This is a genomic window from Mycobacteroides sp. LB1, assembly GCF_013449725.1.
Taxonomy (GTDB): Bacteria; Actinomycetota; Actinomycetes; order Mycobacteriales; family Mycobacteriaceae; genus Mycobacterium.
The window spans coordinates 490,158-505,700 of the sequence record NZ_JACCFF010000003.1 but is presented as its reverse complement, the minus strand read 5'-3'; the positions used below and the strand labels follow the sequence as shown (position 1 = coordinate 505,700).

Sequence of the window (15,543 nt, the reverse complement as noted above, 5' to 3'; positions counted from 1 at the left end):
GAAGGTGGCCGCACCCAGATCCAATGGGTGCACCTTGGCCAACGAACCGTTGCGCTTGCCGACGGCGGTACGCACAGCGTCGATGATGTACGCCTCAGACATGGTGAATCTCCTTGGTTACTAGGTGGACTGAACGGCGTTGTTCATGGTGATCCCGCCGAGGACGATCGAAAGGTACTGTTCGGCGACTTCCTGCGCCGTGCGCGAACCGCCTGGGCGGAACCAGCGCACCGAGACCCAGGTCGCGTCGCGAATGAACCGATACACCACGGCCACATCCAGATCCGGACGGAAATAGCCCTGGGCGATACCGTCGCGCAGCACATCGAGCCACAGCTCGCGCTGCTCGGTATTGAGCTCGTTGAGGTAGGTGAATCGCTCCTGTGACAACAGTCGGGGAGCCTCTGCCTGGTAAATGGCAACCTGCGCGTGCTTGGTTTCAATCGCGTCGAATGAGGCCAGAAACAAGCCCTTAAGTGTGTCGACAGGATTGAGGTTGGCCGCCGCGATCTCGCGGTACCGAGCGAACAATCCCTCCAGGAAATCGCGCAGCAGCTCGTCGACGATCGCTTCTTTGGAGTCGAAGTGGTGGTACAGGCTGCCCGACAGGATTCCTGCCGCATCGGCGATATCGCGCACCGTGGTCGCGCGCAGACCGCGCTCGGCGAACATCTCGGCGGCAAGGCCCAGTAGCTCGTCACGCCGCGACGGCGTGTTCACTTCTGCCACCTTGTCCACCTCCCCACTGTATCAACCAAGCGCTTGTTTGGTCGAGATTGAGTGCTTGACGTCACGCCCGCTGGCTGGACACCGAGATGACCTCACCGGTCAGGTAGCTCGAATAGTCGCTGGCCAGGAAGGCGATCGTCGAGGCTATTTCCCACGGTTCGGCGGCACGGCCGAATGCCTCGTCGGAGGAGAGCTTGTCCAGCAGGTCCGAGGAGGTCACTTTGTCGAGGAACTTGTGCCGCGCGATGCTCGGGGCGACGGCGTTGATGCGCACCCCGTACTCGACGGCCTCGACGGCGCTGCATCGGGTGAGCGCCATGACGCCGGCCTTGGCCGCGGCGTAGTGCGACTGCCCGTGCTGGGCCCGCCAGCCCAGCACACTCGCGTTGTTGACGATGACACCGCCGTGCCCCGCCTCGCGGAAGTACCGCAGCGCCGCACGGGTAGCGCGGAAGGTGGAGGTCAGGGTCACGTCGAGCACCCGGTCCCACTGCTCGTCGGTCATATCGGCGACGGGAGTCTCCCCACCCAGACCCGCATTGTTCACCAGCACATCGATACGGCCCAGGGCCGCAACGGATTCGGTGATGAGTGCATCAACCGCTTCGGTGGAGGTGACATCACACACGACCGCGGCGACCTTGCCCAGGCCGAGCGCGGCCAGCTCGTCCCGAGTCTCGGTGAGACGGCGCTCGTGATAATCGGAGACGACGACGTCGGCACCCTCGGCCAGCGCGCGACGGGCGGTCGACGAGCCGATACCGGTCCCCGCAGCCGCGGTCACGACGACGGCCTTGCCCTTCAGAAGACCGTGTCCATCAATCTCTTTCGGTGCCTGGGACAAGCTCACTTAGCGCGCCTCTCGGGGTAGTCCGAGCACGCGCTCGGAGATGATGTTGCGTTGAATCTCGTTGGACCCGCCGTAGATGGTGTCGGCCCGCGAGAACAAGAACAGCCGCTGCCATTCGTCCATCTCGCCCTTGTCTGTCAGCAGGGTCGATTTGCCGATGATCTCCATGGCCAGCTCGCCAAGATCGCGATGCCAGTTGGCCCACAACAGCTTTGACACGTTGTCTTGGCCGGGGCGTTCCTCGTCCATGGTGGCCATCGCGTAGGAGCGCATGGTGCGCAGCCCGACATAGGCCTGGGCCAGGCGCTCACGTATGGCCGGATCGTCCGCCGTACCGTTTGCGCGTGCCAGCTCGGATAGCCTGGAAAGTTCACGCGCATAGACGATCTGGTTACCCAGCGTCGAAACGCCGCGCTCGAAGGTCAGGGTGCCCATGGCAACCCGCCAGCCATCACCGGGCTCGCCGACCACCAGGTCCGCGGCGGTGCGCGCGTTGTCGAAGAACACCTCGTTGAACTCCGAGGTGCCGGTCAGCTGGATGATCGGCCGAATCTCGACACCCGGCTGATCAAGAGGCACAAGCAGATACGACAGGCCCTTGTGGCGCGAGGACCCCGACTCGGTGCGGGCGATCACAAAGCACCACTGGGACTGCAATGCCAGGGAGGTCCACACCTTCTGGCCGTTGATCACCCACTCATCGCCGTCCAACACGGCCGTGGTGGATACGTTCGCCAGGTCCGAGCCCGCGCCGGGCTCCGAATACCCCTGACACCACAGCTCGGTGACGTCGCGAATGGTCGGAAGGAAGCGCTGCTGCTGTTCCGGAGTGCCGAAGGCGATGAGCGTCGGCCCCAGCAGCTCCTCACCCAAGTGATTCACCTTGTGTGGCGCCTCGGCCCGCGCGTACTCCTCATAGAAGATGACGCGCTGGCTCACGGTTGCCCCACGACCACCGTGCTCGACGGGCCAGCCCAGGCAGGTCCAGCCCGCGGCGGCAAGGTGTCGGTTCCAGGCGAGCCGTTCTTCGAAAGCCTCGTGCTCGCTGCCGGGGCCACCCAGCCCCTTTAGCTCCGCGAACTCGCCCACGAGGTTCTCGGCCAACCAGGCCCGGATCTCGGCGCGCACCTGGTCATCGGACATCTCCGACAGGGGTGCCTCGTCAGGCACCTGGAACTCAACCACTCCAGTAGGCTAACCTACCAAGCACTTGCTTTGTTAGAGGAGAGTGGACGGACGGTCTATGCAGACACCCGAACTCACCATTCCGGCCGCGTTGGACCAGGCAGCCATACGTTTCGGAGACCGTGACGCCCTATATGTGGGGCCTGACGGTCTTCCCACAAACGGATCATCCGACGGTTCCTGGCTGTCCTTCACCGAGCTGCGTACCCGCGCCCGGCGCTTCGCCGCGGCCCTGATCGCAGTCGGCGTGGAACACGGCGATCGGGTGGCCATCTGGTCCCCCAACTCCTGGCACTGGCCCGTCGCCTGCCTGGGCGCGCAGTACGCCGGGGCCGCCGTCGTCCCAATGAACACCCGCTACACGGCGGACGAGGCGACCGACATCCTGCAGCGCAGCAAGGCGCCGGTGCTGATATCGGTCGGGACGTTCCTTGGCGCAGACCGCATCCAGACCCTCGACGCCGCGGCGCTGCCGGATCTGCGACACATCGTGCGGGTCGCCGTGGAGGCCGGCGATGAATCCAATTGGGACGAATTCGTCGCCGGTGGAGAGCCCGTGAGCGATGAGAACATCGACCAGCGCAAGGCGGCAGTGAGTTCCGAGGACATCAGCGACATCCTCTTCACCTCCGGCACCACCGGGCGTAGCAAGGGCGTGCTGTGCATGCACCGTCAACCGCTGGCGGCCTCCCTGGCCTGGGCCACCTACGGCGAGTTCACCGAAAATGACCGCTATCTGTGCGTCAATCCGTTCTTCCACAATTTCGGATACAAGGCGGGCATCCTGGCCTGCCTGCAGACCGGCGCGGCACTCATGCCACAGCTGACCTTCGACCCTGAAAAGGCGATGGCAGCGGTCCAGGAGCACAAGATCACCGTGCTGCCCGGCGCACCCACCATCTTCCAGATGCTGCTCGACCATCCCGCGCGCAAGAACTACGACCTGACCTCGCTGCGGTATTCCGTCACGGGCGCGGCCGTCGTTCCTGTCGTGCTCATCGAACGCATGCAGTCGGAGCTGGACTTCGACCTGGTACTCACCGCGTACGGCCTCACCGAGACACAGGGTTTCGCCACCATCTGCCGTTCCGACGACGACGCCGTCACCGTCGCCACCACCTGTGGACGCGCGATGACCGGGTACGAACTGCGAATCGACGGCGCCGAGAAACCCGGCGACGAGGGCGAGGTGCTGCTGCGCAGCGCGAACGTCATGAAGGGCTACCTCGACGATCCGAAGGCCACCGCCGAGAGCATTGATTCCGACGGTTGGCTGCACACCGGCGATATCGGCAAGCTCGACGAGCGCGGAAACCTCACCATCACCGATCGGCTCAAGGACATGTACATCTGCGGCGGGTTCAACGTGTATCCCGCCGAGATCGAGCAGGTGCTGATGCGGCTCGATGGTGTGGCAGACGCCGCCGTGATCGGGGTTGCCGATGAACGGCTCGGTGAGGTCGGCAAGGCCTACATCGTTCGCAGGCCCGGCGCGACACTCGACGTTCAGTCCGTAATCGATTACAGCGCAAAGCATGTGGCGAACTTCAAGAAGCCCCGGTTCGTCGAGTTCCTCGACGAGCTTCCCCGCAACCTGGGCGGCAAGGTGGTTAAACCCACCCTGCGGGCCATGCACCAACAGGAGAGCAGCTAGTGGATCTACTTCTTGGCGACGAGACCGAGGCGTTCCGGGCGGAGGTGCGCGATTTCCTCACGGCCAACGTCCCGAATCCGCCGCTGCCCTCCTATGACTCGCCGGAAGGTGCCGTGGCCCACCGCCAGTGGGAGCGCATCCTGTACGACGCGGGATTCTCGGCGGTGTCCTGGCCCAAGGAATACGGTGGCCGCGATGTCACCCTGCTGCAGTGGGTGATCTTCGAGGAGGAGTACTTCAAGGCGGGCGCCCCGGCTCGGATCAGTCAGAACGGCATGTTCCTGCTGGGGCCGACACTCTTCGCGCACGGCAGCAAGGAACAGCTGGATCGCATTCTCCCGAAGATGGCCAACGGAGAGGAGATATGGGCGCAGGCATGGTCGGAGCCGGAGTCCGGTAGCGACCTGGCCTCGCTGCGCTCCCCCGCCCGCAAGGTGGACGGCGGCTGGCGCCTATCCGGGCAAAAGATCTGGAGCTCACGAGCACCGTTCGCCGACAGGGGGTTCGGGCTATGGCGCTCCGACCCGGAGTCACAGCGCCACCAGGGACTCACCTACTTCATGTTCGATCTCAAGGCCGAGGGCGTCACCGTCCGCCCCATCCCGCAGCTCGACGGCGACGCCGGTTTCGCGGAGATTTTCCTGGACGACGTGTTCGTTCCCGACCAGGACGTCATCGGTGCGGAACACGACGGCTGGCGCGTCGCGATGAGTACGTCGAGCAATGAGCGCGGTATGTCGCTGCGCAGCCCGGGCCGATTCCTGGCCACCGCCGACCGGCTGGTGGACCTCTGGAAATCCAACCCCAACAATGGATTCGCCAGCGAACGTGTCGCCGACGCGTGGATCGCGGCGCAGGCCTACCGGTTGCACACCTTCGGCACCGTGACCCGACTATCCGGCGGCGGTGAGCTGGGTGCCGAATCATCGATCACCAAAGTGTTCTGGTCCGAGCTGGATGTCGCCCTGCACGAGACCGCGATCGACCTGCGCGGCGCCGATGGCGAGTTGGCCGAGCCCGGTGACTCGGACTGGACAGCAGGGTACCTGTTCTCCCTCGGTGGCCCGATCTACGCCGGTACCAACGAGATCCAGCGGAACATCATCGCCGAGCGCATCCTGGGCCTGCCCAAGGAGAGCGCCCGCACGGGAGGTGCCAAGTGAAGTTCGACCTGGACACACAGCAGCGCGACTTCGCCGCGAGTATCGATGCCGCCCTGGGTGCAGCCGATGTTCCTGCCGCGGCACGTGCGTGGGCGGCAGGTAACCACGAACCCGGTCTGGCCGTGTGGTCGACCCTCGCCGAGCTCGGCGTCACCGCCCTGGCGGTTTCCGAGAAATACGACGGCATCGAAGCACACCCCGTTGATCTGGTTGTCGCACTCGAGGGTTTGGGCAAGTGGGCAGTGCCCGGGCCGGTCGTCGAATCGCTCGCGGTGGCACCGGTGCTGCTCGCCGGCCTCGAAGACGGAGCCGAACGGTCTGCACAACTCGCCTCCGGAGAACTGATCGTCACGGTCGCCGCGCCCCCCATCACGCCGCGCGCTCTCGACGCGGATGTCGCCGGGCTGGTGCTCATCGCCGATGACATCGGGGTCCGCGAGGCGCACGCCAGTGCACAGCACGAGTCGATCGACGCGACCCGTCGAGTGTTCGATGTGACACCGACGGACGGCGGTGTTTCCCTCGACACCAGCCGCGCCATCGACTTTGGTGTGCTTGCGATTTCGGCACAGCTGATCGGTGCCGGGCAGGCGCTGCTGGACCGCGCGGTGGAGTACGCCAAGCAGCGTTCCCAGTTCGGCCGGCCGATCGGCTCCTACCAGGCCGTCAAACACAAACTGGCCGATGTGCATATCGCGCTGGAGCTGGCCCGCCCGTTGGTGTACGGCGCGGCGCTATCCCTAGCCGACGAATCTCCCACCGCGGCACGCGATGTGAGCGCCGCCAAGGTCGCCGCCGGTAAGGCTGCCTACCTGGCCGCACGGTCCTCCTTGCAGACGCATGGGGCCATCGGCTTCACCGCTGAATACGACCTGTCGCTGTGGATCCTGAAGGTGCGGGCCCTGACCTCGGCCTGGGGCACATCCGAATGGCATCGCGAACGAGTCCTCGGGAGCCTGCGATGAGGCCCCCGCACGCGGGAGGTACCCCCAGCTTGCGCGAAGAGCGAAAGGCACAGTCATGAGTTCCGAGCGGCAGATGCTCCGCGACACCGCTCGCTCCCTGGTCACCAAACGGGCAGACTCGGCCGCCGTCCGCGCCGCAATGGAATCCGAACGCGGCTACGACGAGAAGCTGTGGACCATCCTGTGTGAACAGGTCGGCGCGGCAGTGCTCTTGGTTCCCGAGGAATTGGGCGGTGCCGGAGGCGAACTCGCCGACGCGGCCGTGGTGGTGGAGGAGCTCGGCCGCGGGCTGGTACCCAGCCCACTGATGGGTACGCTGTGGGCCGAGCTCGCCCTCCTCGACGCCGGATATCAGGGTGAACTACTGGAATCGCTGGCATCGGGTGAATCGGTCGGTGCGGTGGCCTTCGATCCGGCTTATGTCGTCAACGGCGATATTGCCGACGTGGTGCTCACGCTGGACGGTGACCAGACCTACCTGGCGACGGACTTTGTGCCCACCCCGCTCGCCACCTTGGATCCCACCCGCAGGCTGGCCGCGGTTGAGGTGACCGGAAGCGAGCCCATCGGGAATGCGCCGGGTCTGATCGACAAGGCGGGGCTACTGCTGGCCGCCGAGCAGGTGGGCGCTGCGGCACGCGCGCTTGAACTCACCGTCGAGTACACCAAGACACGGGTGCAGTTCGGACGCGCAATCGGCAGCTTCCAGGCCCTCAAGCACCGGATGGCAGATCTGTACGTACTGGTGGAATCCGCACGCGCCACCGTCTACCAGGCCATCGAGGATCTCACGCCCGAGGCCGCGACGGTGGCTAGAATCAAGGCCAGCGAAGCTCTTTCGGCGGTGGCCGGCGATTCCATCCAGTTGCACGGCGGTATCGCCATCACCTGGGAGCATGACGCGCACCTCTACTTCAAGCGCGCGCATGGCAGCGCACTGCTGCTCGGCACTCCGCGTGAACTGCTGCCGAGCCTGGAGACCGCGGCCGGGCTGTAGACCGTCGGCCTAGACTCTCGTCATGGAGACCAAAGCCAGTCCTTGGCCCGCCTACCGGCTGGCCACCATCCTCCTCGGCGTCGGAACGCTGCACTTTCTCGCGCCGAAACCGTTTGACGCTATCGTCCCGGCGGGACTACCCGGCGATGCCCGGCTGTACACCTATGCCTCGGGAGTCGCCGAACTGGGCACCGGTGCACTGCTACTGGAACCACGCACGCGACGATTGGGCGGCACCATCGCGGCGCTGCTCTTCCTCGCCGTCTTCCCCGCGAACATCAACATGGTGCGGCAGTGGTGGGACAAGCCATGGCCGCTTCGCATCGGGGCCATCGCGCGGTTGCCGTTTCAGGTTCCGTTGATCACCGAGGCGCTGAAGGTGCGGCGCACGGCGTAGCCGTATCTAGTCGTGTTTTAGTCATAGATGACGGCGTTTCCCTTGCGCTGAAGATCAGCCAGCCCTGCCCGGAAGGTTTCCATGAATTCGGGCGGGGGCCCCACCCAGTCCGCGACCTCGCCGACGATACGCACGGGTTCCCGGGTGCGGTAAGAATGGGTCGGATTCCCAGGGAACTTCTTGTCCGTCACGTTCGGGTCATCTTCGAGGGTGCCCTCCGGTTCCACAATGTAGACATGGCCTCTGCCCTCACCTTTGGCCATCTCGGCCGCCAACCCCGCGCCAATCAATGTCTTCGTCACGTAGACGTGGTTCATGATGCGGTCCTCCTCGTAGTTCGACAGATGCCCGGGCATCAGCAGATCGCCTATCTCAAGGTCGGCCTTGGTGCCATGGAAGTACGCACCCGACTCGTGCGCCTCGAAAAAGTTCGGCATCGTCATACCAGGTCCTATCAGTCGAAATTCGTGGTCGCAGGATTGTGCGCCGCGTTGGGGGGCTTGCCGCAAGCCCCCCTTCGTGCCATATTTTGAAAGGGGACAAGCCAAAAGGTTGACCCCGCAACCACTCAGTGGTCGGCTTGATCCATGGCCCCAGCTGATGCTCTTCGCCCAAGCGGCTCATCGCTGCAGATATCCGACCGCGAACGCGAAGCCCTGACGCAGGCCACCCAGTTCCCGCTGCTGGCGGCAATCACCGGACGCCGGTCGCGACGCTTCCCACTCGGCGGACGCATCCCCGACGGTCCACTCGCTTTCACCAGTAGGCATCCCATTACCCCGATATCGGAAGTCGAACGGGCACTGATCCTTTCAGTGGTCGGAGGCGTGACAGGGTGGCACTACGGCATCACGCATCACCCCGGATACGCCCCCGCGTTCCCGAACTACTCCGGCAGCGCAACCGGCCGCGCTTTCCCGTCGGCAGCAGGCTTCCACACCAGTCAGCTCTTCTTCACCGACGACACCGGGATCTACCTGCTGCCCACCCGCGACGAACCGCCACAGGACTTCGACACCATCGAGGACTGGATCACCCACACCGCCGACTCGTATGTGCGGATCTCCGATAAGCGCCTGGAGCTGCCACGGGAAGAGCCCTATATGGAGGGGCACAACACCTGGATCGGCAACCACCCGGGCAGCCTGCTTGCCTTCCCGGTGGCCGATCTAGCCGAGCACCTGATTGCCAACCTGTCCTTCTTCGCCGCCAACGGCTACCTCGTCTACGACGACATCAACAACCGGAGCATCCCCGGCACTGAAAAGTTCAGCGGTCTAAGGAATTACGATGATCCGATTCCGCTGTCCTTCGTCGAGCAGTACACACTCACCGAGGCCAGTGCCGAACTCGCCACCGCCACGCACAACGGGGTGCTGCTGCTCCAAGCGCTCGGACTTGGCGGCTGGATGTTCGACGGGCTCGACCGGCTGTCGGTGCTCGGCGGCTCCGGTGACCCGCGCGCCCCCGGTATCGGGTTCCATTCGGACAACGACGATCGCTGGCCATTCCCGAACGCCACCGGTCTGTCCGGATTCTTCGAAACCCTCAGCCCGCCACACGTGCCGACGGTCGCGGCCGGCGTGGAGAAGTACATCGAGCGCAAGTATGGCCCCAGCGGCCCCTTCCATCCGGACACCCCGGGCGCCTGGGTGGATTCACGCAAGGTGCGATCGGCCGCCCTGCCTGCCGAGGCGATCCAGGAGATCGTGACGGTCCAGGCCTCGTACGTATACGACACCTTCGGGAAGATTCCCGGCACCGTTCCCACCGTGCACGTCCTCATGTATCTGCAGGCACAGAACATCGACCTGGACTTCTACGACAAACACTTCGGTCCCGGCGCCTACCTGCCGACGCACGCCGAACACGCCAGGCGCTGGTACACCTGACCTGTTCGGCGCGGCACGATCAACGCTTGTCGGCACCTCCCGCAGGTGCAAACTTCCCGCTCTCGAATAACAACGGGTAGAGCACTCCGCCGACCAAGCCACCAATCAAGGGCGCCAGCCAGAACACCCACAGCTGCCCCGGCGCGGCACCACCGTTGAAGAAGGCGACACCGGTCGAGCGCGCAGGATTCACCGAGGTGTTACTAATGGGGATCGAGATGAGATGAATCAGTGTGAGGCACAAACCAATTGCGAGCGGACCAAAACCCTTTGGGGCACGATCGTCGGTGGCGCCGAGGATCACCATGAGGAAGATAGCGGTCAGCACGATCTCGGCCACCACAACCGCCGCAAGTGAGTAATGGTCGGGCGAATGCTCGCCATACCCGTTGGCCGCCATATTGCCGGTGGCCTCGAAGCCGGGCTTGCCTCTGGCGATAAACCACAAAGCGGTACCCGCCACGAGTCCACCGACCACCTGCGCCACCCAGTAGCCCGGCAGTTCCTTGGCCGGAAGCCGACCACTGATCACCGCGCCCAACGTGACCGCCGGGTTGAAGTGCCCACCCGAAATGTGACCAACGGCGTAAGCCATTGTCACGACAGTCAATCCGAAAGCCAGGGCCACGCCCAGGAAGCCGATCCCCAACTGAATCGCGCCCGTGTTGCCCTCACCGGCATCGGCGACATTCTTGGCCGCGAAAATCGCGCTGCCACAACCGCCGAAAACCAGCCAGAAAGTGCCGAAGAATTCGGCCAATAGTTTCGTACTCATCTTGGTCACAATCGGATCCCTTCGTTCGGAAGAACTCACGCGATGCGTATGTGATCTTGATTAGTACCAACGCTGAGTCGAAATCCACAGCCACATCACAGAAACAGTTGAGTCACGAAATCTGGTATGGCCCAATAGCTCAATCGGCCCGGGGAGGACTGACAACCTCACCGAAGAGCATGGTTCGATATTTGCTGATTCGAGTATCGTGGCGGTATGGCACTGTCATCCACAGACTTCGCGCTGCGCTATGACCGCTGGTACCTACCGCTTGCCACGGCACTGTGGCTAGGCCCCAACCGCACTGTCATCCGGGTTGCCGACGGGATGCTGACCGTCAAGAACGGATGGGCCTTTTCCATCCAGATCCCGCTCACGTCAATCACTTCCGCCAAGCACGTCCCGGAGAGGCCTATGGCGTGGGGTGTTCATGCCTCCGGGGACGGCTGGCTGGTCAATGGCTCACGAGATGGCATCGTCGAAATCCGCTTCACGCCTATGAAACCGAAGAACGCACCGTGGACCGCCGGCACCATTCGCCAACTACTGCTCAGCGTCACCGATCCAGACGGGCTCATCGCGGCTGTGCCGCACATTGCGGCATGACTTGGCACAATCGGTTCATGCGCCGACGACGACTACTCCAGCTCGGAACGGCGGTGGCCGCAAGCCTCGCGCTGACTTCCTGCGCAGATGAGGGTGACGATAATGGCGAGGTGAGCGAAGGCGGCCCGTGGCGCATGCCCGATGAGGGTGAACCGCACCGGCGGACCTGGATGGCATTCGGCGCGAGTGATGAGATCTGGGGCCGACGACTGACGCGGCAAGTGCAACAGAATCTCGCCGCGATCGCCCAGGCTATTGCGCAGTTCGAGCCGGTGTCGATGCTGGTGCGTCCACACGAGACCGAGCTCGCCCGCCGGTTGGCGGGCCCGAATGTCGAGTTGGTGCCCGCGCCCCTGGACGACCTGTGGATACGTGATACCGGCCCGGTGTTCGTCAGCAACGAGACTGGCAGGGCCGCTGTTGATTTCAACTTCAACGGCTGGGGCAACAAACAAAAACATACATCCGATGCCAAGGTGGCCGCTGAGGTGGCCAAGCTCGCCGGTGTTCCCGTTGTTCACACGAATCTCGTGCTGGAGGGCGGCGGCATCGAGGTCGACGGCGGGGGGACGGCGATCATCACGGAAAGCTGCGTCCTCAACAACAACCGCAACCGGGGGCGCACCAAGAAGGATGTCGCGACGGAACTGCAACGCTTACTCGGTGTGCAGAAGATCATCTGGCTGCCCGGAATCGCAGGGATGGATATCACCGACGGGCACACCGACTTCTACGCGCGCTTCGCCGGACCGGGCGTAGTCGTCGCCGGATTGGACAACGACCCCGAGTCATTCGACTACGACGTGACGCGCCAGCATCTCGACATCCTCGGCAAGGAGACGGACGCCGCCGGCCGCCCACTGCGCGTGGAAGTGCTCGAAGCACCCGAACAGGGACGTGACGAGTTCGAATCAGAGGACTTTGCAGCGGGATACATCAACTTCTATGTGTGTAACGGCGGGGTCATCGCACCGCAGTTCGGGGATCCAGAGGCAGACGCGGCAGCAAAATCCACCTTGGAGAGGGTCTTCCCGGGCCACCGGGTGGTGCAGCTGGATATCGACGGGATTGCCGCAGGGGGCGGTGGCATCCACTGCGCCACCCAGCAGGAACCCCGGTAGCCGCCCTCAGCGCGCAACCGAACGTGGCGCCCCCGGTCCTGGATCGATCTGTAGCGGACCGGCGGCCGAGGGTGTCATCGGGAAGTCGAAAATCGCCGTCGGAATGTACACCGTGGCACAGGAATTCGGGATATCGACCACACCCGATAGCCGCCCCTCGATAGGCGCAGCACCCAGCAACAGATAGGCCTGCTCCGGGCTGTAGCCGAACTTGGTCAGGTAGTCGATGGCGTGCAGGCAGGCACGCTGGTATGCCAGATGCGAATCCAGGTACCGCTGCTCGCCGTCGAGGGTGACCGAGGTCCCCGAGAACGCCAACCATTGGGAGTACTGCGGATCGGTGTTGCCCGGCATGAAGATCGCGTTCTCCGATACCCCATAGGTATCCATTCCACCCTTGAGTACATCGACGTGTAGGTCGATAAAGCCACCCATCTCGATGGCGCCACAGAAGGTGATCTCGCCGTCCCCCTGGGAGAAGTGCAGGTCGCCCACCGACAGCTTTCCGCCCGGCACGAACACCGGATAGAACACTCTGCTGCCCTTGGTCAGGTTCTTGATGTCCTGGTTGCCGCCGTTCTCTCGGGGCGGCGCCGTTCTGGCCGCCTCCGCCGCTGCCCGCTCGAAGGATTCCCCCGCGAGCGTCCCCAGTACCGCATCCCTGGGTTCCGGCGGAAGCGCCAGGGCGGGAACACGGTGCGGATCGGTAGCGATCAGCGCACCCTCACGGGCATTCCATCGTGCCAACAGTTCTGCGGACGGTGCCGTACCCATCAGCCCGGGATGCACAATCCCCGTGAAGCTGACGTGCGGGATATGCCGCGATGTCGCGGTCTGCCCCGAGAAGTCCCAGATCGCCTTGTATGCATCGGGGAACTGTTCGGTGAGAAACCCGCCACCATTGACGGTGGGGAAGATTCCCGTGTAGCCCCACCCCTGCCCGGCCAGCGGTCCGGAGTCCTCCTGCGGGATGGGACCCACGTCCAAGATGTCGACGATCAGCAGATCGCCCGGCTGCGCTCCCTCTACCGAGAACGGTCCCGACAATGCGTGCACCGTGGTGAGCGGAGCATCGCGGATGTCATCGGCAGAGTCGTCGTTATGAATCGCGCCGTCAAACCATTCGCGGCAATGCACACGGAACGACGTACCCGGCTTCACAACAGCTGCGGGCGGGATATCCGGGTGCCACCGGTTGTGCCCCACGATCTGTTGCTCGGTGAACTTCTTGCTCGAATCCAGCGGGAACAACACCTGGGGCATGGAGGTCCTTCCGGTTATGGGCGAGGCAGCTTGCGATGCAACGGATTTGATGTGATCGGTGCCGCACGGCGCGCCGACGGCGGCGGTGCGGAAACCACAGGCGGTTCACTGGCGCTGCGGTGAGTGGCATCGAGTAGGCGCATACGCGCCGAAGAACCGCGGCTCACTCCGGCGATACCGTAGACCCGCCGTGCCGACCCAGCGCAGCGGGCGCACGGCACCGCATCTGGGGCAGTGGACATCGGAAAACTACGCGCACTATCGCCGCAGCTCGCGCACCGATACTCGTATGACGCCATCACCCGCCCTCACCGAGGTACCACCTGGATCTGTGAGATTACGCCGGATTGGCCAGGCCCGCATGGGAACCGCAGATCACACCAACGCCGAGAGTGGGGGCTGGGGCCCGCAATTTCGCCCAAGCAGTGCACTACGCCCCACGCTCGGCGAAAGAAAGAGCTAGAGCCAGGTGTCCTCGGTGGTGGCGGTGAGGAACGCCTCCAAGTCGTTGCGCCAATCGGCGGGCGTGGTCTTATCCGGCTCGATACCCGTGTACTGCCCGCGATAGAACAGCAGCGGCCGGGAAGCGGTGGGAATCGCAGGAACTTCACTGAGCTCGCTAACCGACCCGAACACCACCCAGTGATCGCCACCGTCATGCACTTGGGCGACCTCGCAGTCGATATGCGCCAGCGACCCGTTGATGACCGGCGAACCGAGACGCGATGGACGCCAGTCGATTCCGGCGAACTTGTCGGGCTCTCGGGAACCGAAGCGCGCGGAAACCTCGCGCTGGTCCTCGGCGAGGACGTTCACACAGAACTTCCCAGAGGCCTCGATGGCCGCCCAAGACCGCGACTGTTTGGTGGGACAGAACAGCACCAGCGGCGGCTCCAGCGACAGCGCCGCGAACGACTGGCAGGCAAAGCCCACCGGTGCGTCCTCATGCGTCGTGGTGATGATGGTGACGCCGGTACAGAACTGCCCCAGCACATTCCGGAATGCCCTGGGGTCGATCTGCGATGTGTGCATCTCTACTTGAACCCAACGCTGAAATCGTGACCCCACAGGCTGATACCAACGCTCTCGCGCGCGATCCAGCTCTCGTCATCGACTTCAGAACCCTCGCAACCGAATTCCATATCGAACCCACCGGGAGTCTTCATGTAGAAGGACAGCATCTTGTCATTGATATGCCGACCCAGAGTGGCCGACATCTTGACCTTTCTCCGATTCGCGCGGTCCAAGCAGAGACCGACATCGTCGGAATTCTCCACTTCGACCATCAGGTGCACGATTCCGGTCGGGTTGGGCATCGGCATGAACGCCAGCGCGTGATGGCGCGGGTTGCAGCCGTAGAAACGCAGCCATACCGGGTCACCGTCGGCCGGACGGCCGACGAGCTGCGGGGGTAGCCGCATCGAGTCGCGCAGCCGGAAACCGAGCACATCCTGGTAAAACGCCTGTGCCGCAGCGTCATCAGTACAGGTGAGTACCACATGCCCCAGACCCTGCTCGGCTGTGACGAACTTGTGGCCGTATGGGCTGACGAACCTGCGGCCAAGGTACTGCGCTCCGTGGAACAACTCCAGCACGTTTCCGGACGGATCCTGGAACCTGATCAGCCCCTCGACCTTACGGTCGGAAGCCTCGACCTTGGTGCCCTCGACGTACTCAACACCCGCATTGTCCAGGCGGTCCCGCACTGCCTGCAACGCCGGGGCGTCGGCGACCTCCCAGCCCGAGGCCAGTAACCGGTCGTTGTCGCCCGGCACGATCACCAGACGAGCCGCGACATCGTCCATCCGGAGATAGAGCGCGGCGGGGTTGTCGCCGGTGCCTTCCATCATGCCCAGCACCTTGGTTCCGAATTCGCGCCAGGCCCCCATGTCGGTGGCCTCGATCCGCATGTACCCGAGTGCCTTGATAAGGCTCATCGTGTTGAT

Annotated in this window: 16 protein-coding genes; 8 read left to right on the top strand and 8 right to left on the bottom strand. The window is 64.0% G+C overall.

Features of this window, described 5'->3' with window-relative positions:
• Nucleotides 1-120 precede the first annotated feature (120 nt).
• The 3 genes from MLB1_RS16155 to ipdE1 are packed head-to-tail and all read right to left on the bottom strand — an operon-like array spanning nucleotide 121 to nucleotide 2,722.
• A complete protein-coding gene (locus tag MLB1_RS16155) occupies nucleotides 121-738 on the bottom strand; it encodes a TetR family transcriptional regulator (RefSeq protein ID WP_180750813.1) in 618 nt (205 codons plus the stop codon).
• A 52-nt stretch (nucleotides 739-790) separates the two neighbouring features.
• Complete coding sequence (gene ipdF / locus MLB1_RS16150) at nucleotides 791-1,579, bottom strand: (5R,7aS)-5-hydroxy-7a-methyl-1-oxo-2,3,5,6,7,7a-hexahydro-1H-indene-carboxyl-CoA reductase (protein WP_180750812.1); 789 nt, start codon at nucleotides 1,577-1,579, stop codon at nucleotides 791-793.
• Nucleotides 1,580-2,722 carry an acyl-CoA dehydrogenase IpdE1 gene (ipdE1, locus tag MLB1_RS16145; protein ID WP_180750875.1) on the bottom strand — a complete coding sequence of 381 codons (1,143 nt, stop codon included), beginning with the start codon at nucleotides 2,720-2,722 and terminating at the stop codon, nucleotides 1,580-1,582.
• Between the two features lie 100 nt (nucleotides 2,723-2,822).
• On the opposite strand from ipdE1, the gene MLB1_RS16140 reads away from it, so the two are divergent.
• From MLB1_RS16140 to MLB1_RS16120, 5 genes are read left to right on the top strand one after another with little or no spacing between them, the layout of a single operon-like run.
• The gene (locus MLB1_RS16140; RefSeq protein WP_180750811.1) at nucleotides 2,823-4,418 is read left to right on the top strand and encodes a FadD3 family acyl-CoA ligase; all 1,596 of its coding nucleotides are present in this window, start codon (nucleotides 2,823-2,825) and stop codon (nucleotides 4,416-4,418) included.
• Nucleotides 4,418-5,581 carry an acyl-CoA dehydrogenase family protein gene (locus MLB1_RS16135; protein WP_180750810.1) on the top strand — a complete coding sequence of 388 codons (1,164 nt, stop codon included), beginning with the start codon at nucleotides 4,418-4,420 and terminating at the stop codon, nucleotides 5,579-5,581. The genes MLB1_RS16140 and MLB1_RS16135 overlap by 1 nt, the downstream gene beginning before the upstream one ends.
• Complete coding sequence (locus MLB1_RS16130; protein ID WP_180750809.1) at nucleotides 5,578-6,546, top strand: acyl-CoA dehydrogenase family protein; 969 nt, start codon at nucleotides 5,578-5,580, stop codon at nucleotides 6,544-6,546. The genes MLB1_RS16135 and MLB1_RS16130 overlap by 4 nt, the downstream gene beginning before the upstream one ends.
• A gap of 55 nt (nucleotides 6,547-6,601) precedes the next feature.
• On the top strand, nucleotides 6,602-7,543 hold the full coding sequence (locus MLB1_RS16125; RefSeq protein ID WP_180750808.1) for an acyl-CoA dehydrogenase family protein: 942 nt from the start codon (nucleotides 6,602-6,604) through the stop codon (nucleotides 7,541-7,543).
• A 22-nt stretch (nucleotides 7,544-7,565) separates the two neighbouring features.
• A complete protein-coding gene (locus MLB1_RS16120) occupies nucleotides 7,566-7,940 on the top strand; it encodes a hypothetical protein (protein ID WP_180750807.1) in 375 nt (124 codons plus the stop codon).
• A gap of 17 nt (nucleotides 7,941-7,957) precedes the next feature.
• On the opposite strand, the gene arr is transcribed toward MLB1_RS16120, so the two are convergent.
• Nucleotides 7,958-8,383, bottom strand: a complete 426-nt coding sequence (gene arr / locus MLB1_RS16115; protein ID WP_180750806.1) for an NAD(+)--rifampin ADP-ribosyltransferase — start codon at nucleotides 8,381-8,383, stop codon at nucleotides 7,958-7,960.
• A 144-nt stretch (nucleotides 8,384-8,527) separates the two neighbouring features.
• On the opposite strand from arr, the gene MLB1_RS16110 reads away from it, so the two are divergent.
• Complete coding sequence (locus tag MLB1_RS16110; RefSeq protein ID WP_180750805.1) at nucleotides 8,528-9,832, top strand: hypothetical protein; 1,305 nt, start codon at nucleotides 8,528-8,530, stop codon at nucleotides 9,830-9,832.
• 19 nt (nucleotides 9,833-9,851) lie between these two features.
• Here the strand turns inward: MLB1_RS16110 and aqpZ are convergent, their stop codons facing one another.
• Complete coding sequence (gene aqpZ / locus MLB1_RS16105) at nucleotides 9,852-10,616, bottom strand: aquaporin Z (RefSeq protein WP_180750804.1); 765 nt, start codon at nucleotides 10,614-10,616, stop codon at nucleotides 9,852-9,854.
• Between the two features lie 207 nt (nucleotides 10,617-10,823).
• On the opposite strand from aqpZ, the gene MLB1_RS16100 reads away from it, so the two are divergent.
• Both MLB1_RS16100 and MLB1_RS16095 read left to right on the top strand, forming a co-directional pair.
• Nucleotides 10,824-11,213 carry a hypothetical protein gene (locus MLB1_RS16100; RefSeq protein ID WP_180750803.1) on the top strand — a complete coding sequence of 130 codons (390 nt, stop codon included), beginning with the start codon at nucleotides 10,824-10,826 and terminating at the stop codon, nucleotides 11,211-11,213.
• 17 nt (nucleotides 11,214-11,230) lie between these two features.
• Nucleotides 11,231-12,334 carry an agmatine deiminase family protein gene (locus MLB1_RS16095; RefSeq protein ID WP_180750802.1) on the top strand — a complete coding sequence of 368 codons (1,104 nt, stop codon included), beginning with the start codon at nucleotides 11,231-11,233 and terminating at the stop codon, nucleotides 12,332-12,334.
• A 6-nt stretch (nucleotides 12,335-12,340) separates the two neighbouring features.
• Here MLB1_RS16095 and fmdA read toward each other — a convergent pair whose 3' ends face one another.
• From fmdA to hsaC, 3 genes are all read right to left on the bottom strand, one after another.
• Nucleotides 12,341-13,597, bottom strand: a complete 1,257-nt coding sequence (gene fmdA / locus MLB1_RS16090) for a formamidase (protein ID WP_180750801.1) — start codon at nucleotides 13,595-13,597, stop codon at nucleotides 12,341-12,343.
• A 459-nt stretch (nucleotides 13,598-14,056) separates the two neighbouring features.
• The gene (hsaB, locus tag MLB1_RS16085) at nucleotides 14,057-14,629 is read right to left on the bottom strand and encodes a 3-hydroxy-9,10-secoandrosta-1,3,5(10)-triene-9,17-dione monooxygenase reductase subunit (RefSeq protein WP_180750800.1); all 573 of its coding nucleotides are present in this window, start codon (nucleotides 14,627-14,629) and stop codon (nucleotides 14,057-14,059) included.
• A 2-nt stretch (nucleotides 14,630-14,631) separates the two neighbouring features.
• On the bottom strand, nucleotides 14,632-15,534 hold the full coding sequence (gene hsaC, locus MLB1_RS16080) for an iron-dependent extradiol dioxygenase HsaC (protein ID WP_180750799.1): 903 nt from the start codon (nucleotides 15,532-15,534) through the stop codon (nucleotides 14,632-14,634).
• Nucleotides 15,535-15,543: the final 9 nt, after the last annotated feature.

Excerpts from the sequence above, each read along its gene's own strand:
- ipdE1 (WP_180750875.1), bottom strand. The coding sequence starts at position 2,722 with ATGTCCGATGACCAGGTGCGCGCCGAGATCCGGGCCTGGTTGGCCGAG.
- hsaC (WP_180750799.1), bottom strand. The coding sequence starts at position 15,534 with ATGAGCCTTATCAAGGCACTCGGGTACATGCGGATCGAGGCCACCGAC.
- MLB1_RS16120 (WP_180750807.1), top strand. The coding sequence starts at position 7,566 with ATGGAGACCAAAGCCAGTCCTTGGCCCGCCTACCGGCTGGCCACCATC.
- MLB1_RS16125 (WP_180750808.1), top strand. The coding sequence starts at position 6,602 with ATGAGTTCCGAGCGGCAGATGCTCCGCGACACCGCTCGCTCCCTGGTC.
- MLB1_RS16110 (WP_180750805.1), top strand. The coding sequence starts at position 8,528 with ATGGCCCCAGCTGATGCTCTTCGCCCAAGCGGCTCATCGCTGCAGATA.
- MLB1_RS16100 (WP_180750803.1), top strand. The coding sequence starts at position 10,824 with ATGGCACTGTCATCCACAGACTTCGCGCTGCGCTATGACCGCTGGTAC.
- fmdA (WP_180750801.1), bottom strand. The coding sequence starts at position 13,597 with ATGCCCCAGGTGTTGTTCCCGCTGGATTCGAGCAAGAAGTTCACCGAG.
- hsaB (WP_180750800.1), bottom strand. The coding sequence starts at position 14,629 with ATGCACACATCGCAGATCGACCCCAGGGCATTCCGGAATGTGCTGGGG.
- arr (WP_180750806.1), bottom strand. The coding sequence starts at position 8,383 with ATGACGATGCCGAACTTTTTCGAGGCGCACGAGTCGGGTGCGTACTTC.
- MLB1_RS16095 (WP_180750802.1), top strand. The coding sequence starts at position 11,231 with ATGCGCCGACGACGACTACTCCAGCTCGGAACGGCGGTGGCCGCAAGC.
- MLB1_RS16140 (WP_180750811.1), top strand. The coding sequence starts at position 2,823 with ATGCAGACACCCGAACTCACCATTCCGGCCGCGTTGGACCAGGCAGCC.